The following is a 24,901-nucleotide window of genomic DNA, read 5'->3' on the forward strand; positions in this document are numbered from 1 at the left end:
GGCGACAGCGCGTCGCGTACCGGAACATCGGGTGCATCTCACAGCTCCCGCAACTAGGCTGAAGCTGCTGATGACGCACCCGGCCCCACCACAGCCGGCCTCGCGACGGCACCATTTCTCATCACAGCCCTCAGTCCCTCTGTGACCTGCGCCGGAAAGGCCGACCAATGAGTGAATCCCCCAATGACGACCGGACTCCCGACTTCTTCGACAAGCTGATCGAAGAGACGCCGCGTGAGCAGTCCGGCTTCACCGCCTCGTTCCGCGGCTACGACAAGGCCGAGGTCGACTCGGCTCTGAGCGCGCTGCGCAACCAGCTGCAGCAGGCGAAGGCCGAGCTCGCCGCGACCGAGGCCCGCCACGAAGACGCCGTCGAGGCGCTCCGCGAAGAAGAGCGCATCGCCCGCGAAGAACTCGAGGCCGAGCTTCTCGCCACGAAGGCGAAGGCCGCGGAGACCGAGCAGCAGGTCGCCACCCTGACCAACGAACTCGTCGACACCCCGCGTGCCGACGGCCAGGAGGCACCGTCGCGCGAGCAGTTCGAGGCGATCCTCCGCGTCGCAGAAGAGCAGGCCAACGTGCTCATCCAGAACGCCGCGGTGCAGGCAGACCGCCTGATGGCCGCAGCTCGCGAAGAGGTCACCACGCAGCGTGCCGAGGCGGATGCCGATGTCACCCGCATCATCGCGCACGCTCAGCACGACGCCGACCAGGTGCGCCTCAAGATCGACACCGAGTACACCGCGCACCAGGCGACGCTCGAGCGGGAGGCAGCGCACGCCGCCGAGCGGGTGCACCAGGCCACGCAGGAGGCCACCGCGATCCGCACCGAGGCCGAGAAGGGCGCTGCGGCGCTCCGCTCTCTCGTCACCCGCGAGACGACCCAGCTGCGCGCCGAGGCGGAGCGCGAGGTGCGCGAGATGAACGCCCGCGTGCTCGAGTTCGAGGAGACGCTCACCCGACGCCAGGACGACGCCCAGCAGGAGTTCCTCGTGCTGCACAACCAGGCCGTCGCCCACGCAGAGCGCATCACGAACGATGCCAACGAGCAGGTCGCCGCCTCGCTGGATCACGCACAGCGCATCTCTGCGAAGGCCGACGACTACGAGCGCCTGATGCGCTCGCAGGCGCAGACCATCGAAGCGGACGCTCAGGTGCGTGCCCGTGACACGCTCGACCGCGCACGCGTGAAGTCGCAGAAGATCGTCGACTCGGTGACGGGACACACCTCCGCGGTGCTGCGGGATGCCGAAGACCAGGCACGGCAGCTGCGCTGGCAGCAGCAGCAGCTCGCCAGCTTCATGGCCGAGGTGCGCGAGCTGATCCGCCCGGAGGGCATCTTCAGCGACCAGCAGACGGACGATGCCGTCGCCACGGTGGCTGACGCTCACGACGACGCCGACACGCTCGATGCCGAGATCGTCGAAGACGACCAGGATGAGACCCCAGAGCCCGTCGAGGAGTTCCGCGGCGACGAAGCCCTCGACGACGAGATCCTCGACGACGACGCCGAGACCATCGACGGCAAGATCACCATCGAGGTCGTCGAGGCCGACGAGAAGACCTCGCGCTGATCTCCATCTCCTGAAGAAAAGGGGCGTGAGCGGACTCTCCGCTCACGCCCCTCTTCTGTCCACACCGGGCATCCACCGATTGGTGGATGCCCGAGTCCGTCGTTTCACGGCTACCGCGCGAGCTCGTCCGGGGGCACGCTGGGAACATGACAGACAGCGTGATCGAGGTTCAGGACCTCCGCAAGGACTACGGCGGGTTCGCCGCCGTCGACGGCATCACCTTCGACATCCGCCGGGGCGAGACGTTCGCTCTGCTCGGCCCCAACGGTGCAGGGAAGTCGACGACCATCGAGATCCTCGAGGGGTACCGACACCGCACGTCCGGCGAGGTGCGTGTGCTCGGCGTCGACCCGCAGCGCGGCGGGCTGGACTGGAAGGCGCGCCTGGGCATCGTGCTGCAGTCGACCGGCGAAGCGGGCAACTTCACCGTGCGTGAGCTGCTCACCGAGTTCGCCGGGTACTACCCGCGCCCCGGCGACATCGATGAGGTGATCGCGGCGGTGGGCCTCGAGCAGAAGCAGCGCTCCCGCGCGGGAAAGCTGTCAGGCGGCCAGCAGCGCCGCCTCGACGTCGCCCTGGGGATCATCGGTCGACCCGAGATGCTGTTCCTCGACGAACCGACCACGGGGTTCGACCCCGAAGCGCGACGCCAGTTCTGGGAACTCATCCGCTCGCTCAAAGCCGAGGGAACCAGCATCCTGTTGACCACCCACTACCTCGATGAGGCGGCTCAGCTCGGTGACCGTGCCGCGGTCATCACCGCGGGGCGGATCGCCGCGATCGGACCGATCGACGAGATCGGCGGCCCAGACGCACGCACGCCGGTGGTGCGCTGGCGGGATGCGACGGGCACACGTCATGAGCAGCGGACATCGGCCCCCGGAGCATTCGTCGCTGACCTGCAGAGAACGGTCGGTGAACCGGACGCCCTGGAGGTCGTGCGCCCGACCCTCGAGGACATCTACCTCGGCCTGATCCGGGAGCACGACGCCGCTTCCGCCGCCGACCCCACGACAGTCGACAGCCGCACCGACCTGAAGGAGCCGGCATGAGCACCACGACCGCGCCGACGCGCTTCGGCCTCCCCCGCACGATCCGGCTCGGCGTTCGTCGCATCGGCTTCGAGCTGCGACAGTACTTCCGCGCGGGCGATCAGGTCTTCTTCACGTTCCTGTTCCCCACCGTGATGTACCTGATCTTCGCGACCATCTTCACCGGCGACGTCGGCGAGGGCGCCGACAAGGTCAGTATGGCGACCTACTACCTCCCCGGACTCATCGCGGGCGGCATCTTCCTCTCGGGAGTACAGGGCCTGTCGATCGAGATCGCCGTGGAGAAGAGCGACGGCACGCTCAAGCGCCTCGGCAGCACCCCGATCTCGCCCGTCACGTACTTCATCGGCAAGATCGGCGAGGTCTTCGTGACAGCGATCCTGCAGATGGCACTGCTCCTCACCGTCGCGGTCGTGCTCTACAAGGTGCAGCTGCCCTCGGATGCCGAGTCCTGGAGCCTCTTCGCCTGGGTGTTCGTGCTCGGTCTTCTCTCGTGCACGCTGCTCGGCATCGCCCTGTCGGCCCTCCCCCGTTCAGGCAAGACCGCTTCGGCGGTCGTGATCCCGGTGGTCCTGCTGCTGCAGTTCATCTCCGGCGTCTACATCGCCTTCTCGGCCCTGCCCGAGTGGCTGCAGAACGTCGCCGGCGTGTTCCCGCTCAAATGGATCGCGCAGGGAATGCGCGCGGCGATCCTCCCCGACTCGTTCAAGGCCGCAGAACCGGGCGGCGAGTGGGCACTCGGTCTCGTCGCGATCATGCTCGCGATCTGGCTCATCGTGGGCCTCATCCTCAGCCGTGCGACCTTCCGCTGGATTCGACACAACGGATGACACCGGAATCGCCGTCACCCCGTCGCGCGGTTCGACGCCTTCGAGGCGTCGGGCCGCGCATCGGGGTGGGCGGAACAGTGGAAGAGTGGTGCGCATGAGTCGCGTGATCCGTCGAGAGCGCGTGGGGTGGGACATCGCCGCGACCGCGCTCCTGCTCGCCGTGGCCGGGCTCTCCCTCACCCTCCCCCAGAACTTCGCCGGATCGCGCTGGGTGCTCGTCGCCATCACGGTCGGGGTCTTCCTCATCTACGCGTTCGGTGCCCGCGCCTACGTGGGGATCCACGAGGGCGTCGAGGACCCTGCCCCGGCCGTCTCGGCGTTGCTGCAGGTCGGGATGATCTCGCTTCTCACTGTGGGCGTCGCGATCGAGCCGAACATGCTGCTGCTGCAGACCCTGGTGCTGCCGCTCATCTGGATGACCTCACGGTCGACACTGCAGGCCGTGCTGGTCACGGTGGGCAACGGCGTCGTGCTCGGCCTCGCCTACGGCTACTCGGGCGACTTCACCGCCGACGCCCTCAGCACCGGTTTCATCTCGTCCGGGCTGTCGACCGCATTCAGCCTCGCTCTCGGCCTGTGGATCACGCGCATCGCCGAGTGGGGCGTCGAGCGCCAGCATCTGCTGGCGGATCTGACCGCCGCTCAGGCGGGCCTCGAGACCGCGAGCCGAGAAGCCGGTGCGATCGAGGAGCGCGCTCGTCTCGCTCGCGACGTCCACGACACGATCGCCCAGAGCCTGACGAGCATCGTCATGCTCGCAGAGCGCGCCCGCCTCGACGGCTCACCCGCGGCGATCGAGCTGATCGAGAGCGCGGCACGAGAGGCGCTCGTCGAAGCAAGGGCTCTCGTGGCCGTGACCTCGCCCGCGCCGTCCGCCGAGTCCCTCGGAGACGCGCTCCGCCGCCTCGGGGACCGATTCGCGAGAGAGACGGGCATGCGCGTCGATGTGTCCGCATCGGATGCCGTGCTGGCGCGGGACGTGCAGGTCGTCCTGCTGCGCTGCGCGCAGGAGGGTCTCGCGAACGTGCGCAAGCACTCCGGCGCCGCATCCACTCAGGTCACGCTCGCGATCTCCGATGCCGCAGAGCTCCGCATCCGCGACGACGGCCGCGGACTCGGCGGCGTCTCGATCGACGATGACCGCGGATTCGGCCTTGCGGGGATGCGGGAGAGGGTCGCTCTCGTCGGCGGCAGCCTGACCGTCGCAGACGGGGCCCGGGCAGGCACCGACCTGACCGTGCGCATCCCGCTGCACGCCGACGCCGACGCCGACGCCGACGCCGACGCCGACGCTGAGAAGGAGACGACGCCATGATCCGAGTCATCGTCGCCGATGACCACCCGATCGTGCGGTCCGGCATCGTGGGACTCATCGCCCTCGATCCGGGGCTCGAAGTCATCGGGCAGGCGGCTAACGGCGCCGAGGCGGTCGACCTGGCCGCTCGTCTGCGCCCCGATGTGGTGCTGATGGATCTTCGGATGCCCGGCACCTCCGGCATCGAGGCGACGTCGCGCATCGCTGCAGAGCTGCCCGAGGTGCACGTTCTCGTGCTGACGACGTACGAGACCGACGACGACATCCTCGGTGCGATCGAGGCAGGAGCGAGCGGCTACCTCCTCAAGGCTGCACCACAGGAGGAGATCGTCGCAGGAATCCGCGCCGTCGCCCAAGGCCATACAGTCCTCGCCCCGACGATCGCCGCCACGCTCGTCACGCGGATGCGCGGCGAGCGACCGGGCAGACCTCAGCTGAGCCCGCGGGAACGCGAGGTCCTCCGACTCGTCGCGGCCGGTCGCAGCAACCCGGAGATCGCTCGAGAGCTGTTCATCGGCGAGGCGACGGTGAAGACGCACCTGATCCACGTGTTTGAGAAGCTCGAGGTCTCCGACCGCACTCGCGCCGTGACGCTGGCGCTCGAGCTCGGCCTCATCTAGACGACGACTCAATACGCGAACGGCCCCCATCCCGAGGGATGAGGGCCGTTCGAATCGACGTCGTGGGCAGTCTACGCGCGGACGAACTGCGCGGCTGCGGGGCAGTCGAACGGATCAGCACCGGCGGCGAGGCCGACACGGTTGAGGTACTCGATGACGATCGCATATGAGCGCAGGAGGCTCGTCTCGGTGTACGGCACGTCGTTGGAGATGCAGTAGTCGCGGACGATCTCACGGGCCTTGGCGAGGTTCGGACGCGGCATGTTCGGGAACAGGTGGTGCTCGACCTGGTAGTTGAGACCGCCCATGAGCCAGGTGGCCCACCATCCGCCGCGGATGTTGCGCGAGGTGCGCACCTGCTTCGAGAAGAAGTCGAGGCGCGCGTTCGGGTCGATGATCGGCATTCCCTTGTGGTTCGGGGCGAAAGACGCTCCCATGTAGACGCCGAAGACGGCGAGCTGCACGCCCATGAAGGCGAACGCCATGCCGAGCGGGAGCATCAGGAAGACCGGGACCAGAACGATCGCGAAGCGGAGTGCGATCAGGCCCAGCTCGATCCAGCGGCCCTTGGCCTTCTTGCTCGTCACCAGGTGCTTGACGCCGAGGTAGTGGAGGTTGAGGCCCTCGAGCGTCAGCAGCGGGAAGAACAGCCATCCCTGCTTGCGCGTGATCAGGCGGACGATGCCGCGCGACTGCGCAGCATCCGTCTCGAGGAACGAGATCGTGTCGACCTCGATGTCGGGGTCCTTGCCGACCTGGTTCGGGTTGCCGTGGTGCTTGGTGTGCTTGGAGTCCCACCACGAGTAGCTGATGCCGACGACGCCGGCCGCCAGGATCCGAGCAAGGCGGAAGTTCGCCGGACCCGAAGTGAGGATCTGGCGGTGCGCCGCCTCATGGGCGAGGAACGCCACCTGCGTGAGGACGAGGCCGAGCCCAGCGGCGATGAGCAGCTGGAACCAGCTGTCACCGAGCAGGATGAAGCCGGTGATGAGCCCTCCGAGGGCGACGGCGAGGCCGGCGGCGACGAAGATGTAGAACCATCCGGCGCGCTGCAGGAGGCCGGTTTCCCGGACGACCTGCGACACCTGCTTGTAAGCGTGCGTCATCGGGGGGATGTCTGCGTTTCCGGAATACGTCTGACGTACCGGACCGAGCGTGGCTGCGGTCGTTTCGACCTGTGCAATGGAGATGATGCTCTCCTGTCGATTGGAGCCCTTGAGCTGTGGTAAGCCCAAGGCAGATCGCCCAACGCTTAACTCAACCTAACCCTCCGCACATGCGCCGTGGGGAATACATCGACACCCCTTGACGATTCACAGGTGCTGTGAATGAAACGGTCAGGCGCGGGCTCGGCGCGGTCGGCTCCTGAGCGCGCGCGGGAGCGAGAAAGAGAAGGCGCGTGCGCGGCGCTTCGAGGTATTGGCGGCCTCGAGGGCCTCGCGCGCGTCGTCGAGGGAGGCGAAGGCGCCGACCTCGGTCCCGCGCTGATCTCGGGCGAGATGCGTCGTGCCGTCGAACTCGACGAAACCGGCGAACTCGCCGGATCGCGTCGCGACGTGCACGTCTGCGTCGGCCTGTTTCCAGGTCAACGGATCGGAAGGAGGAAAAGTGGTCATGCTCATGGTCATACTCATTGCTGTGTGACGGGCGCACGATGTCGCGACCCGCAAGATGTGAGATCAAGGGCGGATACCGCGCGCATCGATGCACATGGTCCGGAATGGCCCTGATCAGTGGCTCCGTGGACGGCCTAGATAGGGCCAGAACACACGGTGCTCCATCAGTCTAGCAGGTCGGCCTCGCCAGTGCGCGATTCAGCTGTCGGCCGGGACCCAGACACGTCTGGGGTGGCCTGAGGATCCCGCCACGATCCAGGCACCCACGGGCTCGGGCCGCGTTTCATCGACAACATCCGCCGTCGGATCGTCTGCCGTCGCCGTGTCGACCGTCGGATCATCTGCCCTCGGATCGATCGATCTCCGCTCGCTCGTCTCAGGGATCTCCCCCGCCGCCCACGCGTCGCGGATGATCCGCCGCGGGTCGTACTGCCGAGGATCCAATGCGGTCCACTCCTCGCGGATGCTCGCCACCCCGGCCTCCTGCTCCGCTCGCCGCGCCACATCGCCCGCGAGCAGCGTGGCCCGGCGAACGACGCCCCCGAGACGGCCCGCGTACTCCGGCAGCCGTCGAGGACCGATGATCACCGCCGCGATCAGCGCGACCAGGAACAGCTTCTCGATGGTGAGACCGAACATCGTCATCCCTCCGTCGCGCCGGCGACCGACTCGGCCGCTTTGCGTTCTGCTCTACTGTCATGGAGCCCGGCGACGAGCAGCGCCACCAGGAACAGCACCGTCATGGGAACGGCTATCAGGAACATCGACAGCACGTCGGCCGCCGGAGTCACGATCGCGCTGAACAGCACGATGGCGACGATGACGATCCGCCAGCTCCTCGCGATCGCCCGGGCCGAGACCACGCCCAGCAGATTCAGCATCACGAGGAACACGGGAAGAACGAAGGCGATGCCCGTGGCAAGCACGATCTTGAGGATGAAGTCGACGTAGTACGACGCCTGCAGCAGGGTGCTGTCCTCGGTCGAGGCGAAGCTCGCGAGCAGCTCGACCATATGGGGGAAGAGCAGGAGACCTGCCAGGCAGCCGCCGACGAACAGGGGGACGGATGCCGCGAGGAACCCGAACGTGTACTTCTTCTCCCTGGTGTTGAGGCCGGGGGCCAGGAAGGCGAGCAGCTCGTACATCCACACCGGACTCGACAGAGCGACACCCGCGAAGAGCGCGATCTTGAGCTTGAGGTCGAAGGCCCCGGTGATGCTGTCGTAGTTCAGGCTCGCGTCGCGCGATTCGGCGAGCGCCGTGATGGGGGCCCGAACTACTTCGAGGATCTGGTCGGACAGGAGATACCCGGCGGCCACCCCGACCAGGAGCGCCGCCACCGCACGGAACGAGCGCGTGCGCGCCTCCCGCAGGTGAGACGACAGCGGCATCCCGGTCGGGGCGGGCGATCTGCTCGCCCCGACGGCGTCAGCGGCGAGCGCGGACACCGTCTACTCCGCGGCCCGCAGAGCAGGCCTGATGACGTCGGCGGAGTCGCGAGCGCCCGCAGGCTCCCCGTCTCTCGGTGCCGGCTCGACCCGGACCTCGCCCGGGGCGTCTGCGACTTCCGACTTGAGGATGCGCATGGACTGACCGACGCTCTTCGCGAGGGCCGGGAGCTTCGCGGCGCCGAAGATCAGGACCACGATCGCGAGGATGATCAGGGCGTGCCACCCTGTGAGGTTCTGCAGCATGTCTTCCTTCTTCCTGTGTCAGGTGTGTGATTCGCGTTCAGTCGGACGGCGGCTCGCCGCCGCCCCCGGGGCCGCCCTCGCCGCCCGACGGGGCGGATCCTGCGCTCGGAGTCGTGGTCGTGTCGACGCCGACCACGAGCGTCGCGGAGTATCCGCTGCCGACGTCACCGGCGACCGTGGCCAACTGCAGCGCGCCGGAGTCGTCGCCGAAGACGTTGTCTCCGGCGAGGCTCGTCTGTGAGAGGTTCTGCGCGGACCCGGGGTAACGGGAGTCGGCGTATACGACGGTGCAGACGTCCTCCGGCAGCGCCAGCTGGGACGTGGCGATGGCGTTGGCCGAGTCGGTGATCGAGTCGACGTCCGGATAGACCTCGAAGTGGATGTGCGGCCAGCGGCCCGAATAGCAGCCGGGGAAGATCGACGTGAACGAGACCCTGCCTTCGGCATCCGCGACCTGCACCCCGCGGAGGTAGGTGACGTCCTCGAGGCCGGAGGAGTACATCGAGTACTCGCCCTCAGCCGTGCAGTGCCATGCGTAGACCGCGACTCCCTCGAACGGGACGCTGCCGTTCGCGAGGTCGATGACCTGAAGCTCGAAGGTGAGCGGTATGCCGTCGGCGGTCGCCGATCCGTCGATCGAGGTCGTGATGTCCTGACGCACGATGCCCGAATCCTCGAGGACATCCGGCCCGTTCGATCCGTCGCCGGGGTAGGGCCCTGCGGTCTCATCGGGGATCTCCCCCGCCGCGGTCGTGGTCGTCGACCCAGACGAGCCTCCGGTGTCGGTCGTCGATGTCGAGTCGCCCGAGCTCGACGTGCTGCTCTCCGACGGCGCGCACGCGGCGAGGACCATCGCGCCCATGCCGAGACCGGCGAGCCCGAGGACGCCGCGGCGGGTCACCAGGGTGCGGATGTCGAACGCGGCGCCCTGATCGACGACCTCCTCGTCGACGCGGTCGAGCAGTCGCCCCTCGTAGGTCGGGCCCTCAGGGGTCTGTACGGGTTCGGGGATGCGGCTCATGATCGTGCTCCTCTCGGCGTGGATGGGTGTCGATGTACCCATGGTCACGGAGGATGCGATCAGCGAGCTATGCCTCGCCTATGCGATGTCTATGACTCCCGACGCGCCGGCGGATGCAGGACGAGCACGACGACGATCACGACGAGGACGGCGGCGGTGATCACCACCGGGATCGGCAGGATCGAGTCGAGCAGCACCACGGCCGCACCGAGCGGGATGACCGTGTTCACCACCCTGTCGGCGTGCTCGCGGATCGCGATCCACCAGATGCCGAGCAGGAAGATCGCGATCGGGATGGCCACCGTGAGCGAAGCGACGGCCTGGGGGAGATGGCTCTCGCCGGTCAGGACGTCGAGCTCGACCTCGATTCCGGCCGAGAACGCGGCGGCCGCAGCGAAGACGAAATAGTGCGAGTACCCGTAGCGGAGCGTGCGGCCGAGCGTCGTGATCGCCCGGTGATGCGGCGGCCAGAAGTAGATCCACCACAGCGACGCGGTCACCACCAGCGTCAGCACCGAGATCGCGATGAGCGGAACGAAGGAGTCGAGCTCGTTCTTCGCCTCGATGATCGCGTTGGCGGAGGCGAGGAGGCTCTCGCCGAGCACGATGAGCGTGAAGAGACCGTAGCGTTCGGTGATGTGATGCGGATGCCATGGCGTCTGCCCACGGCGCTCGGCGAACACCGGCACGCTGACCTCGACGAGGGCGAAGACCACGAAGGCCACGAGCTGCAGCGGCCCTGAGGGGATGAACAGGAACAGCACCCACAGCACCTGCACGCCGGCGATGCCGAAGGCGTAGCGACGCGTGGCGGCCTTGAGCTCCCCCGCCCCACGTGACGCGCGCAGCCATTGCCCGATCATCGCGAGACGCATCACGATGTAGCCGACCACCGGAAGGGTGAAGTCTCCGTGCTCGAACGCCGCGGGGATCCCTGCCGCCAGCACGAGCACGCCCCCCATCTGCACGATCGTCGTGACGCGGTAGAGCCAGTCGTCGGTGTCGAACGATGTGGCGAACCACGTGAAGTTCATCCACGCCCACCACACCGCGAAGAACACGAGCAGGTAAGAAGTGATGCCGTGGACGAAGTCGCCGTGGCTCAGCGCGTGGTGCAGCTGGGCCGAGGCGATGCTCACCGCGACGACGAAGACGAGATCGAAGAACAGCTCGAGTGTGCTGGCGCTGCGGTGGGGCTGCGCCGGATCCCTGGGCAGCATGCGGCTGAGGTGGAATCGGGGCGCGGAGGTGGTGGTCACGCGGTCAGAATATCGGCGTGACTCCCGATCCGAGCACGCGTGCTGGAATAAAGGTTGATCCACTCGCGGGAATTATCTTCCGCTGAACGTTCGGTTCCGCTAGAGTGAACGAAGTCTGCAGTGCCTGCTGCCAGCAACACCGTGTGGGACGGTGACCGCTACTCGTGATTTGGGATCACGGATGCAGCAGGATCCGAGGGGTCGGGACGCAGACGATGCCATGGACGTGGGGTCCGTGGTCTGGGGAACATCTGGGGAAAACTATGGCGCGCTGGGGAATTCTGCGTACATTCAGGGCTCAAGGGGCTTCGGCATGACTTCCGTCGAGGATGCCTTGAGCATCACTCGCACGGGATCGGTCTTCACGCCGGTCGCTGCTCCGCGAGCCGCGAAGTCGGTCACGCGCACGGTGGTCACACCTCGCGTGTCCGCAACGCTGGAGCGGCGCCGCCAGTGGGAGCGGCGCTATCGGATGCGGCTGCGGATCACGGATGCTGGGGTCATCGTGTTCGCGGTCGGAATCACAGCAGCGGGCCAGGTGATGACCGGTGTCGCAGGGGAAGAGGCCCTGCGCAACGGCATTCTGCTGGCCTCGCTCTGGTATCTGATGCTCGGCGCGCTGCACACCCGTGACGCAGCGCTGTTCCGCGCCAGCGCCACCGAGTATCGCGGTGTGGCACACGCAAGCGGGCTGGCGTTCGGGATCATCGCCATGCTCAGCGTCGTGCTCGGCTGGCAGACGATGCAGCTCGTGCTGCTCGTCGGTCTTCCGCTCGGTGTCCTCACGCTGCTCGTCACCCGCTGGGCGTGGCGGCACTGGCTGACGGCGCAGCGTGCGCGGGGGCGTTTCGCCTCGCGCACGCTCGTCGTCGGCAACCGCGACGACGTCGAGTACGTCATCCGCACCCTGCACCCGATCGGCGCCTCCGGGTACCAGGTCGTGGGCGCGACGCTGCTCGACGGCAACGCACGCGACGTCGAAGCCCGCGGCGCGCAGTTCCCGGTGCTCGGCAACGTCAACTCCGTCTCCACCGTGGCCGCCGAGCTGGGCGCAGACACGATCATCGTGGCGAGCCGCCCCGACGGCGAGCCCGACTTCGTGAAGCACCTCAGCTGGCAGCTCGAGGGCACCGCCGCCGAACTCGTACTGTCGAGCCGCCTCACCGACGTCGCCGGCCCGCGCATCTCGTTCGCCCCGGTCGAGGGCCTTCCGCTGATCCAGGTGCAGATCCCCTCGTACGAGGGCGGTCAGCACGCGCTCAAGCGCGCGCTCGACATCATCGTCGCCTCCGTGGCGCTCATCCCGATCGCGCTGATCACGCCGATCCTCGCGCTGCTCGTGAAGCTGGATTCTCCGGGCCCCCTGTTCTTCTCGCAGGAGCGCGTCGGACGAGACGGCCGCACCTTCAAGATCATGAAGTTCCGCTCGATGAAGACCGATGCCGAGCAGCAGCTCGCGACGCTCAAAGAGCAGAACCAGGGAGCCGGCCTGTTGTTCAAGATGAAGGACGACCCGCGTGTCACCCGCGTGGGCCGGATCCTGCGCAAGCTGTCGCTCGACGAGCTGCCGCAGTTCTGGAACGTCCTCATCGGCGACATGAGCGTCGTGGGTCCGCGTCCGCCGCTGCCGACCGAGGTCACCGCCTACGACGGCACCGTGTTCCGTCGTCTGTACATCAAGCCCGGCATCACGGGCCTGTGGCAGGTCTCCGGACGCAGTGACCTCTCGTGGGACGAGAGCGTTCGCCTCGACCTGCGCTATGTCGAGAACTGGTCGGTCATGAACGACCTGCAGATCATGTGGCGCACCGCCAAGGTCATGGTGCGGCCCAGCGGGGCATACTGAGTACATGATCAAGGGGAATGCCCTCACCATTGCGATGGTGGGGACACGGGGGGTGCCTGCGGCCTACGGCGGATTCGAGACCGCTGTCGAAGAGGTCGGTCGACGACTCGCAGATCGAGGTCACGACGTCGTCGTCTATACGCGAGGTTCGAAGAGCCGCGAGAAGAAGTACCTCGGGATGCGGGTGGTGCATCTTCCCGCGGTCCCCGTGAAGCAGATCGAGACGCTGAGCCATACCGGATTCTCGGCACTCCACCTGATCTTCCGGCGGCGTCCGCACGCGGCCTTCGTGTTCAACGCCGCGAACTCGCCGTTCCTGCCGCTGTTCCGCCTGCGACGGGTGCCCACCGCCCTGCACATGGACGGGCTCGAGTGGCGAAGATCGAAATGGGGGCCTCGCGGCAAGGCCTACTACCGGTGGGCGGAGCAGTTCGGCGTGCGCACGGGTGACGCGCTGATCGCGGACGCGCCCGGCATCGCCGATTACTACACGCATCAGTTCGACGTGCCCACCGAGATGATCCGCTACGGCGCTCCGATCCTCGACGCCGTCGCCGACGCCCGCCTCGACGAACTCGACCTCAGTCCCGGCGGGTATCACCTGATCGTCGCCCGTTTCGAACCCGAGAACCACGTGCTCGAGATTGTGGAGGGCTTTCGTCGGAGCTCCGCGACGCTGCCCCTCGTCGTCGTGGGCGCCGCCCCGTACAGCAACAAGTACACCGAGCAGATCCAGCAGGCTGCCCAGGGCGACGAACGCATCCGTCTCGTCGGCGGCGTGTACGACCAGGAGCTCCTCGACGCGCTGTACTTCCACGCCCTCACCTACGACCACGGTCATTCCGTCGGCGGCACGAACCCGTCGCTGCTGCGGGCGATGGGTGCCGGAACAGCGACGATCGCCTTCGATGTGCCGTTCAACCGCGAGGTGCTCGACGGCGACGGGTGGTTCTTCACGACGCCCGAAGAGGTCGCAAGCGCGTTCGAGAGCTCGGAATCAGAGCCTGAGCGTACGCGAGCGCTGGGGGACCGCGCACGGGTCCGCGCGAGTTCGGCATTCAGATGGGACAACGTCGCCGACGCCTACGAGGGGCTCGCGAGAAAGCTCGCCTCGGGCGTGAGCGTGCACCCGGTCGCCCGCAGGGCGAAGCGGCGGCGCCACGAATGGGAGCCGCTGACTGCATCAGAATCGACAGCGACGTGACGGGCGACGAGCGCCGCACGGTGCTCTTCGTGCATCCCGGCGCCGAACTCTTCGGATCCGACCGGATGCTTCTCGAGAGTGCGATCGGACTGATCGCCACCGGAGCTCGAGTGGTAGTGGCGCTGCCCGACCGCGGCCTGCTGGACGCCGCGCTCCGCGAGGCCGGCGCCGAGGTCGTCATCGTCCCCATGCTGGTGCTCCGCAAGATGCTGCTCACTCCTCGTGGGCTGCCGATCCTCGTCCGCGACGGGCTCCGCGGGCTCGGCGCGGCCTGGCGGCTCATCGGGCGGGTGCGTCCTAGCGCCGTGTACGTCTCGACCATCATCATTCCGCAGTGGCCCATCGTCGCGCGGCTGAGGAGTGTGCCAGCGATCAGTCACGTTCACGAGGCCGAGGCGTCGGGCAATCCGATCGTCAACCGCCTGCTCTACCTCCCTCACCTGGCATCCCATCGCACTCTCGTCAACAGCCGATTCAGCTTGGAGACGATCCGCTCGGTCCTCCCCTCTCTCGCACGGCGTTCGACTGTGATCTACAACGGCGTCGCGTCGCCGGACGCTCCCGCAGCACCCCGCGAGACCCTCGATGCGCCGATGCGGATCCTGTACGTAGGCCGACTCTCGCCTCGCAAGGGGCCGGATCTCGTCATCGAAGCGGCGGCCCGCCTGCGTGACCGTGGGCGCGAGGTCACCGTGACCCTGCTCGGCGCCGTGTTCTCGGGATACGAGTGGTACGAGGAGCAGCTGCGCACCCAGGCCCTCGATGCGGGCGTCGAGGTCACCTTCGCTGGATTCCACCCTGAGATCTGGCCTTTTCTTGCGGACTCCGACGTCCTCATCGTTCCATCACGGGTCGACGAGCCGTTCGGCAACACCGCGGTCGAGGGTGTGCTCGGCAGACGTCCCGTCGTGGCGAGCGACAGCAGCGGGCTGCGGGAGGCCGCTGGTGGATACGCGTCGTCTCGCCTCGTGCCCACAGACGACGCAGATGCTGTCGTCACGGCGATCGAAGAGCTGGCCGACAACTGGCAGGACATCATTCGGAAGACCGAGGAGAGCCGCGCTGAGGCTCTGCGGCGTCACGCTCCCGCCGCCTACCGCTCGGAGATCGCGTCCGCCGTGCTTCGGGCATGATCGATCCGCCCCGAGTGCGCCCCTGCTCGCGCCGAGCACCTGCGCCGAGTGCTCAGGAGTGACCGCCCACCACGGCGTTCGACCGGTCCAGGGCCGCAAGGAACATGCCGACAGCTTCGGACACGGTCCGATACACCTCATCATGGCGACGAGTGTCGCCGATGTGTGCGTCAGGAATCGCAATGCCATAGCTCGGCTTGCGGAGGGCGAACCGCGCTCGGCGACGGACCTGCGGAAGATCCACCATTCCCCGCTGCGCGTGCATGCTCGCGGCCAGAGTGAGCAGAGACGTGTCGTGAAGGGGCTGAGCGAGAGAGCGCGCGCTGTGCGCGGCCTCGACCAGGGTGAACGTCTTCGTCCGCGCCGACGGCACCAGCACGGCCACCGCAGAACGCTCGGCCTCGGACGCGGTGAGAATGAGGTCAGCCTCGTCGATGGCGGCTGCGTCGAGCCGCGTCGCCGAGTGGCTCTCGACGAAATCCTCCCCCTCCGGGAACGTGAGGATCTGCTCACGGGTGAAGCCGCAGAGTGGATCACCTGTGCGAGCGGAGACCCCGACGCTGCTGACAATCGCCTCGGGCAGGCCCTTCGCCAGCAGGAACGCCGCGAACGGCGACCGGCAGACGTTCGCCGCGCACACGATCAGCAGATCGCCATCGACTCCTGCAGACACTGCTGCGACTCCAACTCGGCTAGACTTTTCGCTAGGGGACAAGGGGCCATCATAGTCGGCCCGCTTTGGAGGGGTTATGACGGTCGGTGACTACCTGCGAGCCATCGGCCGCAGCTGGCTGGTCGTTGTGATACTGGCCGCGCTCGGCGCAGCGGGTGGCTTCGGGTACGCGAAGCTGACTCCGGACATCTATCGTTCGACCGGGTCACTGCTCGTGACGAGCGACCGCGGTGAGAGCACCTCCGAGCTCGTGCAGGGCAGCGCCTATGTACAGAACCTCGTGGCCACCTACGTGCTCCTCGCCCGCTCCGAGCTTGTGCTCCAGCCAGTGATCGACGAGCTCGACCTCGATACGACGCCTCGGGCTCTGGCCAGCACGATCAGCGCCTCCTCCCCCCTCAACTCCGTCGTGATCGAGGTGAGCGCAACCAGCGGATCGCCACGTCTCGCTGCGAAGATCACCGAGGCCGTCATGGACAGCCTGGCCACCGTCGTCTCGCGAGACGTGGCACCGCAGGCCGACGGCCAGCCGACCGTTCGACTCACGGTGATCCAGGGCGCCGACGAGCCCCGGTTCCCCTTCGCTCCGAGCACACGAAATTTCGTGCTTCTCGGCGGCCTCATCGGGCTCGCGCTGGGCATCGCTTTCAGCGTCTTGCGCGCCTTCGCGTGGCAGACCGTCCGCAGCAGAGCCGACATTGGCCGCTTGACGAGCATTCCGGTGCTCGGCGAGGTGGTAGAGACGCGACGCGGCGTGCAATTGCCCGCCGTCGTGCTCCGCGATCGCCTCGGCATCGAGGCCGAATCCGTGCGAGCGGTCGCGGCGAACCTGAACTTCCTGAAGGTCGACGGCGGCATGAAATCGCTCGTCGTCACCTCTGCCGCCTCAGGCGAGGCGAAGAGCTCGCTCGTGATCGCCCTCGGCATCATGATCGCCGAGTCCTCGCGCAGCGTCCTCCTCATCGACGCCGATCTGCGCAGCCCCTCCCTGGCCGAGTACACCCAGCTCGACGGGGGTGTCGGTCTCACGAACGTCTTGATCGGAGAGACCACGCTCGCCGAAGCAGCGCAGGACTGGGGCGCTGACGGGCTCCGCGTTCTGACGAGCGGTGCCGACGCACCGAACCCGAGCCAGCTGCTGACAAGCCAGCGCATGACCGATCTGCTCGAAGAAGCGCGCGGAGAGTTCGATTTCATCATCGTCGACTGTGCTCCTCTGCTGGCGGTGACCGACGCCACCTGGCTCGGCAATCAGACAGACGGCGCGTTGCTCGCGGTCCTCTACGACAAGACCCGCGCCCACAATCTCGAGAAGGTCGTCAACACGGCAGCCGTCGGCGGTCTGAACCTCCTGGGTGCAGTCCTGACGCGAGTCCCTCGACGCGGGGTGAGCCGCTACGGCGTCGGCAATTACGGCACTCGCTCCACCCCTCAGGCTGACGGCCCGAGGGGCAAGGTCCGCCTTCGAGGACGCTCACGCGACGATCGCTGATATATCTCTTCTGTTCAGGCGACACCCAGGGTATGTTGAGCCGACACCCAGGAAGCTTCGCCGGGCAGGATGCTAGGTTCGGTCGCGGCAGGGGGACCCGATCTGGAACTGCTCAGGAATTTTATGCTTTCTTCTACCCATACGAATCCCCTTTTTCGACCCGTAACGCGAATCATCACCGCAACCGCCCTCGCGCTAGCCGTCTGCGTCAGCGGCACCTTCGTCTCAGCAACTCCGGCTCAGGCAGCGTCCGGGGCCTTAGCCGAGGATCAATTCGAACGCGCCACCACGGGCGGCTGGGGCTCGGCGCCGACCGGCGGCACCTGGTCCAGCAACAACAGTCCACTGCTCAGTGCCTCCTCGGGGACGGGAGCCTTCAGGCTCAAGCCATCGTCGTACGCGGTCAACACTCTCGTCGCTGCGTCCGAACGCGATTCGACAGTGAAATTCTCGTTCTGGCCCTCGGCGCTCCCCCAGGCGGGCAACGGTGTGACCACCTCGGCCGTGCTCCGCGCGGCGGACGGGCACTCGTACCAAGCGAGGGCGCGCATCGCCCCTTCCGGTCGGGTCTCCATGACGATCAGCCGCTATGACGGCAGCACCGCCAAAGAGACGGTCCTCGTCGCCGACACCGTCGTGATCCGCGACTCGACGGCATCCGATCGCTTCACGATCGAGTTCACTGCGACGGGTGACGCGGAGGTCGCGCTGGCCGCCCGTGCCTGGAAAGTCGGCACCACCACGCCGGACTGGCAGCTGAAGCAGACCGACCGCACGACGCAGAGGATCACCAGGGCCGGTGCCGCCGGTGTGGGTGCATATCTCTCGTCGGGCACGGCCGCACTCGACCTCCGAGTCGACGACTTCACGGCCGTTCGAGCGACCACGCCCGCGCCCGCCCCTGCCCCTGCACCGACGCCTGCCCCTGCACCGGCACCTGCCCCGGCACCCGCTCCAGCGCCTGCCCCGGCACCCGCTCCAGCGCCTGCTCCGGCACCCGCACCTGCTCCGGCACCTGCATCGGCGTCGGCGGGATCCGCGGCTGTGGGAACGACGAAGTACACGGTCCCCAGCAACGCGCTCTACGTGAAACCCTCCGGATCGACGACAGGAACCGGCACGGCCAACGCTCCCTTCGGCAGCCTGGCTCACGCGATCGCGAAGGCTCCGTCCGGATCGACGCTGGTGCTCCGCGCCGGCAACTATCACGAGACGGTCACCATTCCTCTCAACAAGAAGCTGACCGTCCAGCCGTACCCGGGCGAGGCTGTCTGGCTGGACGGAAGCTCGAGCGTGACCGGGTGGCAGAAGTCGGGCGCGACCTGGGCAGTCAGCGGCTGGAACCACATGTTCGACAAGCGGGTCTCCTTCAGCAAGGGCAAGGACGAGACGTCCCGATGGACCGACTCGACCAACCCCTATGCGGGGTATCCCGATCAGGTGTGGATCAATGGCGCCGCCCAGCGTCAGGTCGGCAGCGCCGCACAGGTGTCGGCCGGCACGTTCTTCGTCGATACCGCCCAGAAGCGGCTGATCCTCGGGTCCGACCCGACGGGCAAGACCGTGCGGGCGAGCACGCTGCAGAAGGCGATGACCATCGCCGGCACCGGGTCGACGGTGCGCGGCATCGGCGTCCGCAACTACGCCACGTCGGTGTACCAGATGGGCGCCGTCACTGCTGAAGTCCCCAAGATCACGCTCGAGAACCTCGTCATCACCCAGAACTCCTCGGTCGGCCTCTACGCCTGGGCTGCGGACCATCAGTTCCGCAACCTCACGGTCACCCGCAACGGCCTGATGGGCATCGGCGCGAACAAGGCCGACCGCCTGTCCGTGAAGAAGTCGCTCATCACCGAGAACAACACGGAGCGCTTCAAGCCCGCGCCCGTGTCTGGTGGCATGAAGATCACGGCGTCCGCGGATGTGGTCATCGAGGACAACTCGATCTCCGACAATGCGACCTCCGGGCTGTGGTTCGACATGTCGGCGTACAACACCACCATCGTCGGCAACAAGATCTCCGGCAACGGACGCTACGGGCTGCTGTACGAGGCCAGCGACAAGGCCGTGATCGCGGACAACACCTTCACGAATGCCGGTCACACGGCGCTCATGATCTACAACGCGGGAAACGTGCAGGTGTGGAACAACACCTTCTCGGCGAACGCACGCAGCATCTGGTTCATGCAGGATGAGCGCCGCCAGACGGACTCTTCACTGGTCAGCCGGATTCCGTGGGTCGTGAAGAACATCACCGTCAAGAACAACGTGATCTCGTATGGCGGAGGGTCATGTCCGATCCTCAGCCAGGACACCACTGAACGCTGGTTCGGAAACGACTTCAAGGTCACGATGGACTCGAACATCTACCACCGTGCGAGTGCGACGGCACCGAGCAACTTCGCCTGCTGGGCGAACGGGAGCGCGGGAACGCGCAGCTTCAAGACGCTCGACGAGTTCCGTGCCCACACGGGCGGTGATGCGAAATCCGTGCTGATGCAGGGAACGAGCCCCTTGTCGTCGTCGCTGCAGCTCACCTCGTCGGCGCTCGCCGTCGCCACGAAGATCGCCACCCCGATCCCGTCGACCATCGCCACGACGATCGGGGCCGTCGTCGGACTTCCCATCGGAAGGATCGTAGCGGTCGGCTGACCGCGAGCCACGGTCCTCGGCCGCGGTTGATAGGCTTCATTGGCCACGCACACCGCGTGGGACTGCTGGGGCGGTGGGAGGTCGGTACCGGTGTCGTCTGCACCCGTCTCACCTCCTTCCCCCGGGCTCGTCCTGCGCAACGAGATGAAGTCGCCCGCGGCCCAGGCACTGGCGATGGGGGTGACCGTCCTCATCGCGATGCGCGTCGATCTGCAGTTCGCGCTCACCGCCGGAGGTGCCGCCGCAGTAGCGCTCTCGCCGCTGTGGTTCGGCTCAGCTCTGCGGAGCCGGTGGATCAGGGTGATCGGAGGACTGACGATCATCGCCGCCCTGAGCGGCGCCGTGCTCACGATGGTCAGCTCCGTCGATCACACGCAGCTGAGTTACGACCTGGCGTCCCGCACGGTAGCCATCGTCCAGCTGGCAGCGGTTGTCGGGTTTCTCGTGTGGGCCCATCGGGTGACCTCCCTCGCCAAGACCTCGGTCGCCTTCGCGGTCGGCCTCGCGGCGTCGATACCGCTGCACGTCAGCGATGATCCGAACTTCTGGCGGTTCACGCTGTCCATCCCGCTCGGCGTGCTCGTCCTGACGCTCTGCTCCCTCACCGACCGGCTCATGCTCACTCTCTCCGTGATCGGCGCCCTCGCCGTGGTCGGTCTTCTCAACGACTCGCGATCGAACTCCGCGTTCCTGCTCCTCACCGCAGTCGTGCTCATCTGGCAGCGACTGTCGGTCGTCGGCTCCCGACGAGCGCGGGGCTGGGGCGGCGTGATCTCCCTGGCGGCGGCGGGCGCAGCCATCGCGATGCTCCTGCAGGCCGCGATCCTCGAGGGGTATTTCGGCGAAGTGACTCAAGCGCGCACCGCCGAGCAGATCGAACGCGGCGGAAGCGTGGTGGTGGGAGGACGACCCGAGCTCGCGGCGAGCATGGCCCTCATCGCCCGCTACCCGTGGGGTCTCGGCTCTGGCATCAAAGCGAGCTATGACGACGTCCAGACAGCGAAGTCCGCGATGGCGGGCATCGGCTACGACCCGAACAACGGCTACGTCGAGCGGTTCATGTTCGGGACAGGCATCGAGGTCCACTCCGTGATCGGCGACTTCTGGATCTGGTTCGGCCTCGCCGGCACGGCTGTGGTGGTCGCGATCCTCATCCTGCTCGGCACAGCGATCAAGCGTGGTTACGTGGCGGGCGCGCTCACGCCGGTGCTCGTGTACCTCGTGCTCCGCGCGTTCTGGGATCTGCCCTTCAGCCCGTTCGACTCGGCTCTGCGCCTGTGGCCGCTGACGCTGTCGCTCGGGATCGCATACGCGAGCTACTCCTTCACTCGAGCGCGTGCGGACCTGAACGTCATAGTCCCGTTCACCGCCACCGCCACCGTCACCAGGCGAGAGGTCGTCGCCCCATGAATCAGAGCGTGAAGCCGCGAATCGACTGGGTCGACTCGGGGAGAGGCCTCGCCATCGCCCTCGTCGTGCTCTTCCACTCCACGAACTGGCTGGGCGAGGCAGGATTCGGCGTCGCCGGCTGGGACTTCTTCGACGAGACGATCGCATCGATCCGCCTGCCTCTCTTCTTCACGATGTCGGGACTCTTCGCGGTGAAGTGGATGCGCGCGAGCTGGCGCGACCTGTGGCGCTCGAAGGTCTCCCTGTTCGTCTGGGTCTTCGCTATCTGGAGTGTCATCGCCACGTTCTCGTTCATGCTGGGGCTCAACCTCCAGGGTGCCGAGGGCAACTACCTCGGCCAACTCAAGGACATCCTCTGGGCGCCGTTCCTGCCCCGCTTCGAGCTGTGGTTCATCTGGGCGCTGGCCCTCTTCTTCGTCGTCGCGAAGCTGATCCACAGGCTGCCCGCGCCGGTCCAGCTCGGTGTGAGCGGTGTCCTCTCCTTCATCGCACTGTCTGATCTCTTCGTCGGGAATGCCGGATGGGTGGGCAGCGCCAAGTACTTCTTCTTCTTCCTCGGCGGCATCCTCCTGCGCGACCACATCATCAGGTGGAGCACCTCCGCACGCCCCGCGATCCTCGCATCAGTCTTCGTCGTCTGGAGCATGCTGGCCGTCGCCGGCACCGCTCTGGGGTTCAGGGCGTTTCCCGGGTACTACTTCCTGTGCTGCGTCGTCGGCGTGTTCGCCGGTATCGCGGTGAGTCGGGTCCTTGCCCGCATCCCCGGTCCGCGATATCTCGGCACGCGCACTCTACCGGTGTATCTCACCCACACGACGATCATCCTCATAGTGGTGTGGGGGCTGTCGAAGATCGTTCCGCTTCCCGACTTGGCTGTCCTGGGCGTCGTGCTGCCTCCGGTGCTCGCCGCCGTCGCCATCGCGGCCTCGCTCGGCCTCAGCCGCGCGTTCGCGCGCAACCGGGTGCTGCGCTATGCGTACGAGCAGCCCCGCTGGTTCGCCTCTGCCGCTGACCGCGGAGTCGGCGCCAGCTGAGAGCGGACTCGCCGGCCGGACCGACCGATCGAGCGAGGCGTCAGCGAACCGCAGCGTCGGCTTCGGCTTCGGCTTCGGCTTCGGCCGGAACCTGGGCCCCGAGGCGTCGCCGGCGCACGTCCAGGCGCACGTAGATCAGATTCGGGATGACCTGGCACACAGCCACCGCAAACGAGACGGCGATGAGATTGCCGGCGGCGCCGAGCACCGGGATGAGAAGCCACGACCCACCCAGCGCGATCGGGACCATGATGATCGTCGGCAGAACCTGGAAGCGAAGACCCGCGAGATCGGTCATGTACATTCCGACCGGGTACTTGGCCGACTGAAGCGTCACGAACACGACGAAGGTGATGATCAGCGGCCACGTCAGCTCGAGCGCACCGTCGGAGATGGTCGAGGCGAGCCAGGGTGCGATCGCGGCCATCGATCCCGCGATCGCGAGACCTCCGCCGAGGAACCAGAAGGTGGGAACCCAGGGGCTCTCGACGCGACCCGCCGCGCGCGCCCGGGCGAATATCGGCCACAGCGCCACGCCTGCTGCAGAGATGGTCTGCAGGGCGATTCCGAAGATCTGATATCCGAGGTTGTATTCCGCCAGTTCGGAGACGCCGCCGAGGTGACTGACCATGATGCGCCCTGTCTGCATCGCGATCGGCAGGGCGAGAAGCTGCACGAGCATCGGCCAGGCCATGTTGATCACGGAGACGCCCGGCGCCTTGCGTACGTGCAGCACCTCGCGGGCCAGGGTTCCCAGCTGCGGGGATATCAGTCGCGCAGCGATCGCGAGCGCGATCATCGCGACCACGGTGGAAGCAAGGTAGGCCGCGACCGCGAGGTACTGGTCGGCCTGCACTCCGAAGATGACGCAGGCGCCGATCAGCACGAAGATGAGCGGAGCGGTGATCACCTGCGTCGCGATCTGGGTGGTGTTGCGCCCCAGCCCGATGAGGATGCGGGGCCCGAGCGTCAGCGGGAGGCTGATGCCGAAGAGCGCGAGGCAAGCACCCGCCACAAGGTTGCCCTCGGGCATGAGCCCCTCTCCGAGGATGACCGGCCACGCGTCGAGAAGCGTGAGCAGGAAGGCGACGGCGACGATGACTGCGGCCGCGATGAGCAGCAGTCGGACGGTGCTGAGCAGCGCACGGCGCATCTTCGGATCACGGCGAGGGTCCTCGGATTCCGCGACGGCGTTGATGACGACTGCGGCCAGGCCGAGGTCTGCGAACGGCAGCAGAGTCGGGAGGCTCGCCAGCAGACCGTACTGCGCGTACGCCTCGATTCCGAAGTTCTGGATGATCATCCGGCTCGTGATGAGGCCGACGAGCCCGGTGAGCCCCATGACCCCGACCTTCACGACCGCAGCAGATCCGACGTTGCGCCACATGCTCATGCGTCGACCTCCGCGGTGACGATCCAGCGCTCGGCCTCGGCGCGTCCATCCTTCGTCGGGAGGTCCGCGATCACATCGGCCGGCGTGCGACGGCTTCTCAGCGATGCGATGAGCGCAACACTGAAGGCCTCGACGTCGGCCGGTTCCTCGACGACCTCGTGCCCGTGGTCGTCGAGCCACGGAGCGAGGCCGGACTCCGACGATGTGACCACGAGACATCCGTTCCCGAGAGCCTCCACGATCGGCAGGCCGACCTGCTCGCGCCACCGGGGTCGAGGCTGAGAGAGCAGGGCCAGCACCTTCGTCGCACGCAGCGACTCGAAGATCAGTGTTCGCGGGGGATCGATCTCGACACGCACGGCAGGATCACGAGCGGCGAGCTCCTTCGCCTCCGCGGTGCCCTCTCCTTTGCCGATGAGAACCAGACGCGCCTCTGGGCACGCCGTCTTGACCGACGGCCAGACCCTGAGCAGGTGCGGGAAGCCCTTGCGCTCGGAGAACTCTCCGAGGAAGGTCACCACCGGTTCGCGCACCTGCACATCGTCCGCGCCCTCCTCGACCACCGGCAGAGCCGGGAAGAGACGCTGAACGGCACGTCCGTCGCCGAGAAGGCGGGCATACAGGTCCTGTGCCTGAGAGGTTCCGAAGGCCACCCGATCGAGCGACGCCCATACCGGCCGCACGAGCAGATGCTGCGCCCGCATCTTGAGACGGGCTCGAAGCGGGAGCACGTGGATGCCGTCCCGCGGATCCTTGTTCTCGATCGCGTACGTGACCACGGCGAGCTCTGTCCGACGGATACCGGAACGGAGTCGAGCTCCCCAGATCGCAGCGAGCGATCGTGGAGCCGCTCTCACCCAGAGCGGCTCCGCGACTTCGAGGACTCCGACGTCGTGACGCAGGGTGAACCAGAAGGCTCCCAAGACTCCCGCTCTACGGGCTCCGACCCGAGCTGCCAGGGCTGCATCGAAGTCGTAGCGACGCTCAGCGTAGAGGACGGTGGTTGCTGCATCTGACCGCACGATACGTTCGAAGTGGGCCGTGCGAGCCACGTCATACAGTTGTACGTGCGTGACGGGTCGC

At 67.0% G+C, this 24,901-nt stretch carries 22 protein-coding genes; 12 read left to right on the plus strand and 10 right to left on the minus strand.

Annotation, left to right across the window (positions count from 1 at the left end):
* Positions 1 to 167 precede the first annotated feature (167 nt).
* The 5 genes from ACLKOY_RS08600 to ACLKOY_RS08620 all read left to right on the plus strand — a co-directional run bounded on the left by ACLKOY_RS08600 (position 168) and on the right by ACLKOY_RS08620 (position 5,391).
* Positions 168 to 1,574, plus strand: a complete 1,407-nt coding sequence (locus ACLKOY_RS08600; protein WP_436453251.1) for a cell division initiation protein — start codon at positions 168 to 170, stop codon at positions 1,572 to 1,574.
* Between the two features lie 146 nt (positions 1,575 to 1,720).
* On the plus strand, positions 1,721 to 2,626 hold the full coding sequence (locus ACLKOY_RS08605; protein ID WP_436453252.1) for an ABC transporter ATP-binding protein: 906 nt from the start codon (positions 1,721 to 1,723) through the stop codon (positions 2,624 to 2,626).
* Complete coding sequence (locus ACLKOY_RS08610; RefSeq protein ID WP_436453253.1) at positions 2,623 to 3,456, plus strand: ABC transporter permease; 834 nt, start codon at positions 2,623 to 2,625, stop codon at positions 3,454 to 3,456. Before ACLKOY_RS08605 ends, ACLKOY_RS08610 begins: the two co-directional genes overlap by 4 nt.
* 94 nt (positions 3,457 to 3,550) lie before the next feature.
* Positions 3,551 to 4,771 carry a sensor histidine kinase gene (locus tag ACLKOY_RS08615; RefSeq protein ID WP_436453254.1) on the plus strand — a complete coding sequence of 407 codons (1,221 nt, stop codon included), beginning with the start codon at positions 3,551 to 3,553 and terminating at the stop codon, positions 4,769 to 4,771.
* A complete protein-coding gene (locus tag ACLKOY_RS08620) occupies positions 4,768 to 5,391 on the plus strand; it encodes a response regulator (protein WP_436453255.1) in 624 nt (207 codons plus the stop codon). Before ACLKOY_RS08615 ends, ACLKOY_RS08620 begins: the two co-directional genes overlap by 4 nt.
* Positions 5,392 to 5,462: 71 nt before the next feature.
* Here ACLKOY_RS08620 and ACLKOY_RS08625 read toward each other — a convergent pair whose 3' ends face one another.
* From ACLKOY_RS08625 to ACLKOY_RS08655, 7 genes are all read right to left on the minus strand, one after another.
* The gene (locus ACLKOY_RS08625; RefSeq protein ID WP_363573912.1) at positions 5,463 to 6,584 is read right to left on the minus strand and encodes an acyl-CoA desaturase; all 1,122 of its coding nucleotides are present in this window, start codon (positions 6,582 to 6,584) and stop codon (positions 5,463 to 5,465) included.
* A gap of 144 nt (positions 6,585 to 6,728) precedes the next feature.
* A complete protein-coding gene (locus tag ACLKOY_RS08630; RefSeq protein ID WP_436453256.1) occupies positions 6,729 to 7,013 on the minus strand; it encodes a hypothetical protein in 285 nt (94 codons plus the stop codon).
* Positions 7,014 to 7,205: 192 nt separating this feature from the next.
* Positions 7,206 to 7,646: a Sec-independent protein translocase TatB gene (locus tag ACLKOY_RS08635; RefSeq protein WP_436453257.1), complete on the minus strand. Its 441-nt coding sequence runs from the start codon at positions 7,644 to 7,646 to the stop codon at positions 7,206 to 7,208.
* A 2-nt stretch (positions 7,647 to 7,648) separates the two neighbouring features.
* Entirely contained in the window at positions 7,649 to 8,455 is an 807-nt protein-coding gene (tatC, locus tag ACLKOY_RS08640) for a twin-arginine translocase subunit TatC (protein ID WP_436453258.1), read from the minus strand.
* 3 nt (positions 8,456 to 8,458) lie between these two features.
* Positions 8,459 to 8,701 carry a twin-arginine translocase TatA/TatE family subunit gene (locus tag ACLKOY_RS08645; protein ID WP_290160930.1) on the minus strand — a complete coding sequence of 81 codons (243 nt, stop codon included), beginning with the start codon at positions 8,699 to 8,701 and terminating at the stop codon, positions 8,459 to 8,461.
* Between the two features lie 37 nt (positions 8,702 to 8,738).
* Positions 8,739 to 9,722 carry an intradiol ring-cleavage dioxygenase gene (locus tag ACLKOY_RS08650; RefSeq protein ID WP_436453259.1) on the minus strand — a complete coding sequence of 328 codons (984 nt, stop codon included), beginning with the start codon at positions 9,720 to 9,722 and terminating at the stop codon, positions 8,739 to 8,741.
* Positions 9,723 to 9,811: 89 nt separating this feature from the next.
* Positions 9,812 to 10,942 (minus strand): low temperature requirement protein A, encoded by a 1,131-nt coding sequence (locus ACLKOY_RS08655; protein WP_436454109.1) that lies wholly within the window; start codon positions 10,940 to 10,942, stop codon positions 9,812 to 9,814.
* Between the two features lie 352 nt (positions 10,943 to 11,294).
* Here ACLKOY_RS08655 and ACLKOY_RS08660 point away from each other — a divergent pair, with 352 nt between their 5' ends.
* From ACLKOY_RS08660 to ACLKOY_RS08670, 3 genes are read left to right on the plus strand one after another with little or no spacing between them, the layout of a single operon-like run.
* The gene (locus ACLKOY_RS08660; RefSeq protein ID WP_436453260.1) at positions 11,295 to 12,827 is read left to right on the plus strand and encodes a sugar transferase; all 1,533 of its coding nucleotides are present in this window, start codon (positions 11,295 to 11,297) and stop codon (positions 12,825 to 12,827) included.
* Positions 12,828 to 12,831: 4 nt separating this feature from the next.
* Positions 12,832 to 14,031 carry a DUF1972 domain-containing protein gene (locus tag ACLKOY_RS08665; RefSeq protein WP_436453261.1) on the plus strand — a complete coding sequence of 400 codons (1,200 nt, stop codon included), beginning with the start codon at positions 12,832 to 12,834 and terminating at the stop codon, positions 14,029 to 14,031.
* Positions 14,028 to 15,164 carry a glycosyltransferase gene (locus tag ACLKOY_RS08670; protein WP_436453262.1) on the plus strand — a complete coding sequence of 379 codons (1,137 nt, stop codon included), beginning with the start codon at positions 14,028 to 14,030 and terminating at the stop codon, positions 15,162 to 15,164. The genes ACLKOY_RS08665 and ACLKOY_RS08670 overlap by 4 nt, the downstream gene beginning before the upstream one ends.
* A 52-nt stretch (positions 15,165 to 15,216) precedes the next feature.
* Here ACLKOY_RS08670 and ACLKOY_RS08675 read toward each other — a convergent pair whose 3' ends face one another.
* On the minus strand, positions 15,217 to 15,837 hold the full coding sequence (locus ACLKOY_RS08675; protein ID WP_436453263.1) for a hypothetical protein: 621 nt from the start codon (positions 15,835 to 15,837) through the stop codon (positions 15,217 to 15,219).
* Positions 15,838 to 15,913: 76 nt separating this feature from the next.
* Here ACLKOY_RS08675 and ACLKOY_RS08680 point away from each other — a divergent pair, with 76 nt between their 5' ends.
* The 4 genes from ACLKOY_RS08680 to ACLKOY_RS08695 all read left to right on the plus strand — a co-directional run bounded on the left by ACLKOY_RS08680 (position 15,914) and on the right by ACLKOY_RS08695 (position 22,425).
* Positions 15,914 to 17,329: a polysaccharide biosynthesis tyrosine autokinase gene (locus ACLKOY_RS08680; protein WP_436453264.1), complete on the plus strand. Its 1,416-nt coding sequence runs from the start codon at positions 15,914 to 15,916 to the stop codon at positions 17,327 to 17,329.
* A gap of 441 nt (positions 17,330 to 17,770) precedes the next feature.
* A complete protein-coding gene (locus ACLKOY_RS08685; RefSeq protein WP_436453265.1) occupies positions 17,771 to 19,981 on the plus strand; it encodes a right-handed parallel beta-helix repeat-containing protein in 2,211 nt (736 codons plus the stop codon).
* Positions 19,982 to 20,071: 90 nt separating this feature from the next.
* Positions 20,072 to 21,391, plus strand: coding sequence for a hypothetical protein (locus tag ACLKOY_RS08690; protein ID WP_436453266.1), 1,320 nt, complete (start codon positions 20,072 to 20,074; stop codon positions 21,389 to 21,391).
* An 8-nt stretch (positions 21,392 to 21,399) separates the two neighbouring features.
* On the plus strand, positions 21,400 to 22,425 hold the full coding sequence (locus tag ACLKOY_RS08695) for an acyltransferase family protein (protein WP_436453267.1): 1,026 nt from the start codon (positions 21,400 to 21,402) through the stop codon (positions 22,423 to 22,425).
* Between the two features lie 40 nt (positions 22,426 to 22,465).
* On the opposite strand, the gene ACLKOY_RS08700 is transcribed toward ACLKOY_RS08695, so the two are convergent.
* Positions 22,466 to 23,818 carry a lipopolysaccharide biosynthesis protein gene (locus tag ACLKOY_RS08700; protein WP_436453268.1) on the minus strand — a complete coding sequence of 451 codons (1,353 nt, stop codon included), beginning with the start codon at positions 23,816 to 23,818 and terminating at the stop codon, positions 22,466 to 22,468.
* Positions 23,815 to 24,870, minus strand: a complete 1,056-nt coding sequence (locus ACLKOY_RS08705) for a glycosyltransferase (protein ID WP_436453269.1) — start codon at positions 24,868 to 24,870, stop codon at positions 23,815 to 23,817. Before ACLKOY_RS08705 ends, ACLKOY_RS08700 begins: the two co-directional genes overlap by 4 nt.
* Between the last annotated feature and the right edge of the window lie 31 nt (positions 24,871 to 24,901).

The sequence above is a fragment of the Microbacterium sp. K2 genome, assembly GCF_051365005.1.
Classification (GTDB): Bacteria; Actinomycetota; Actinomycetes; order Actinomycetales; family Microbacteriaceae; genus Microbacterium; species Microbacterium foliorum_B.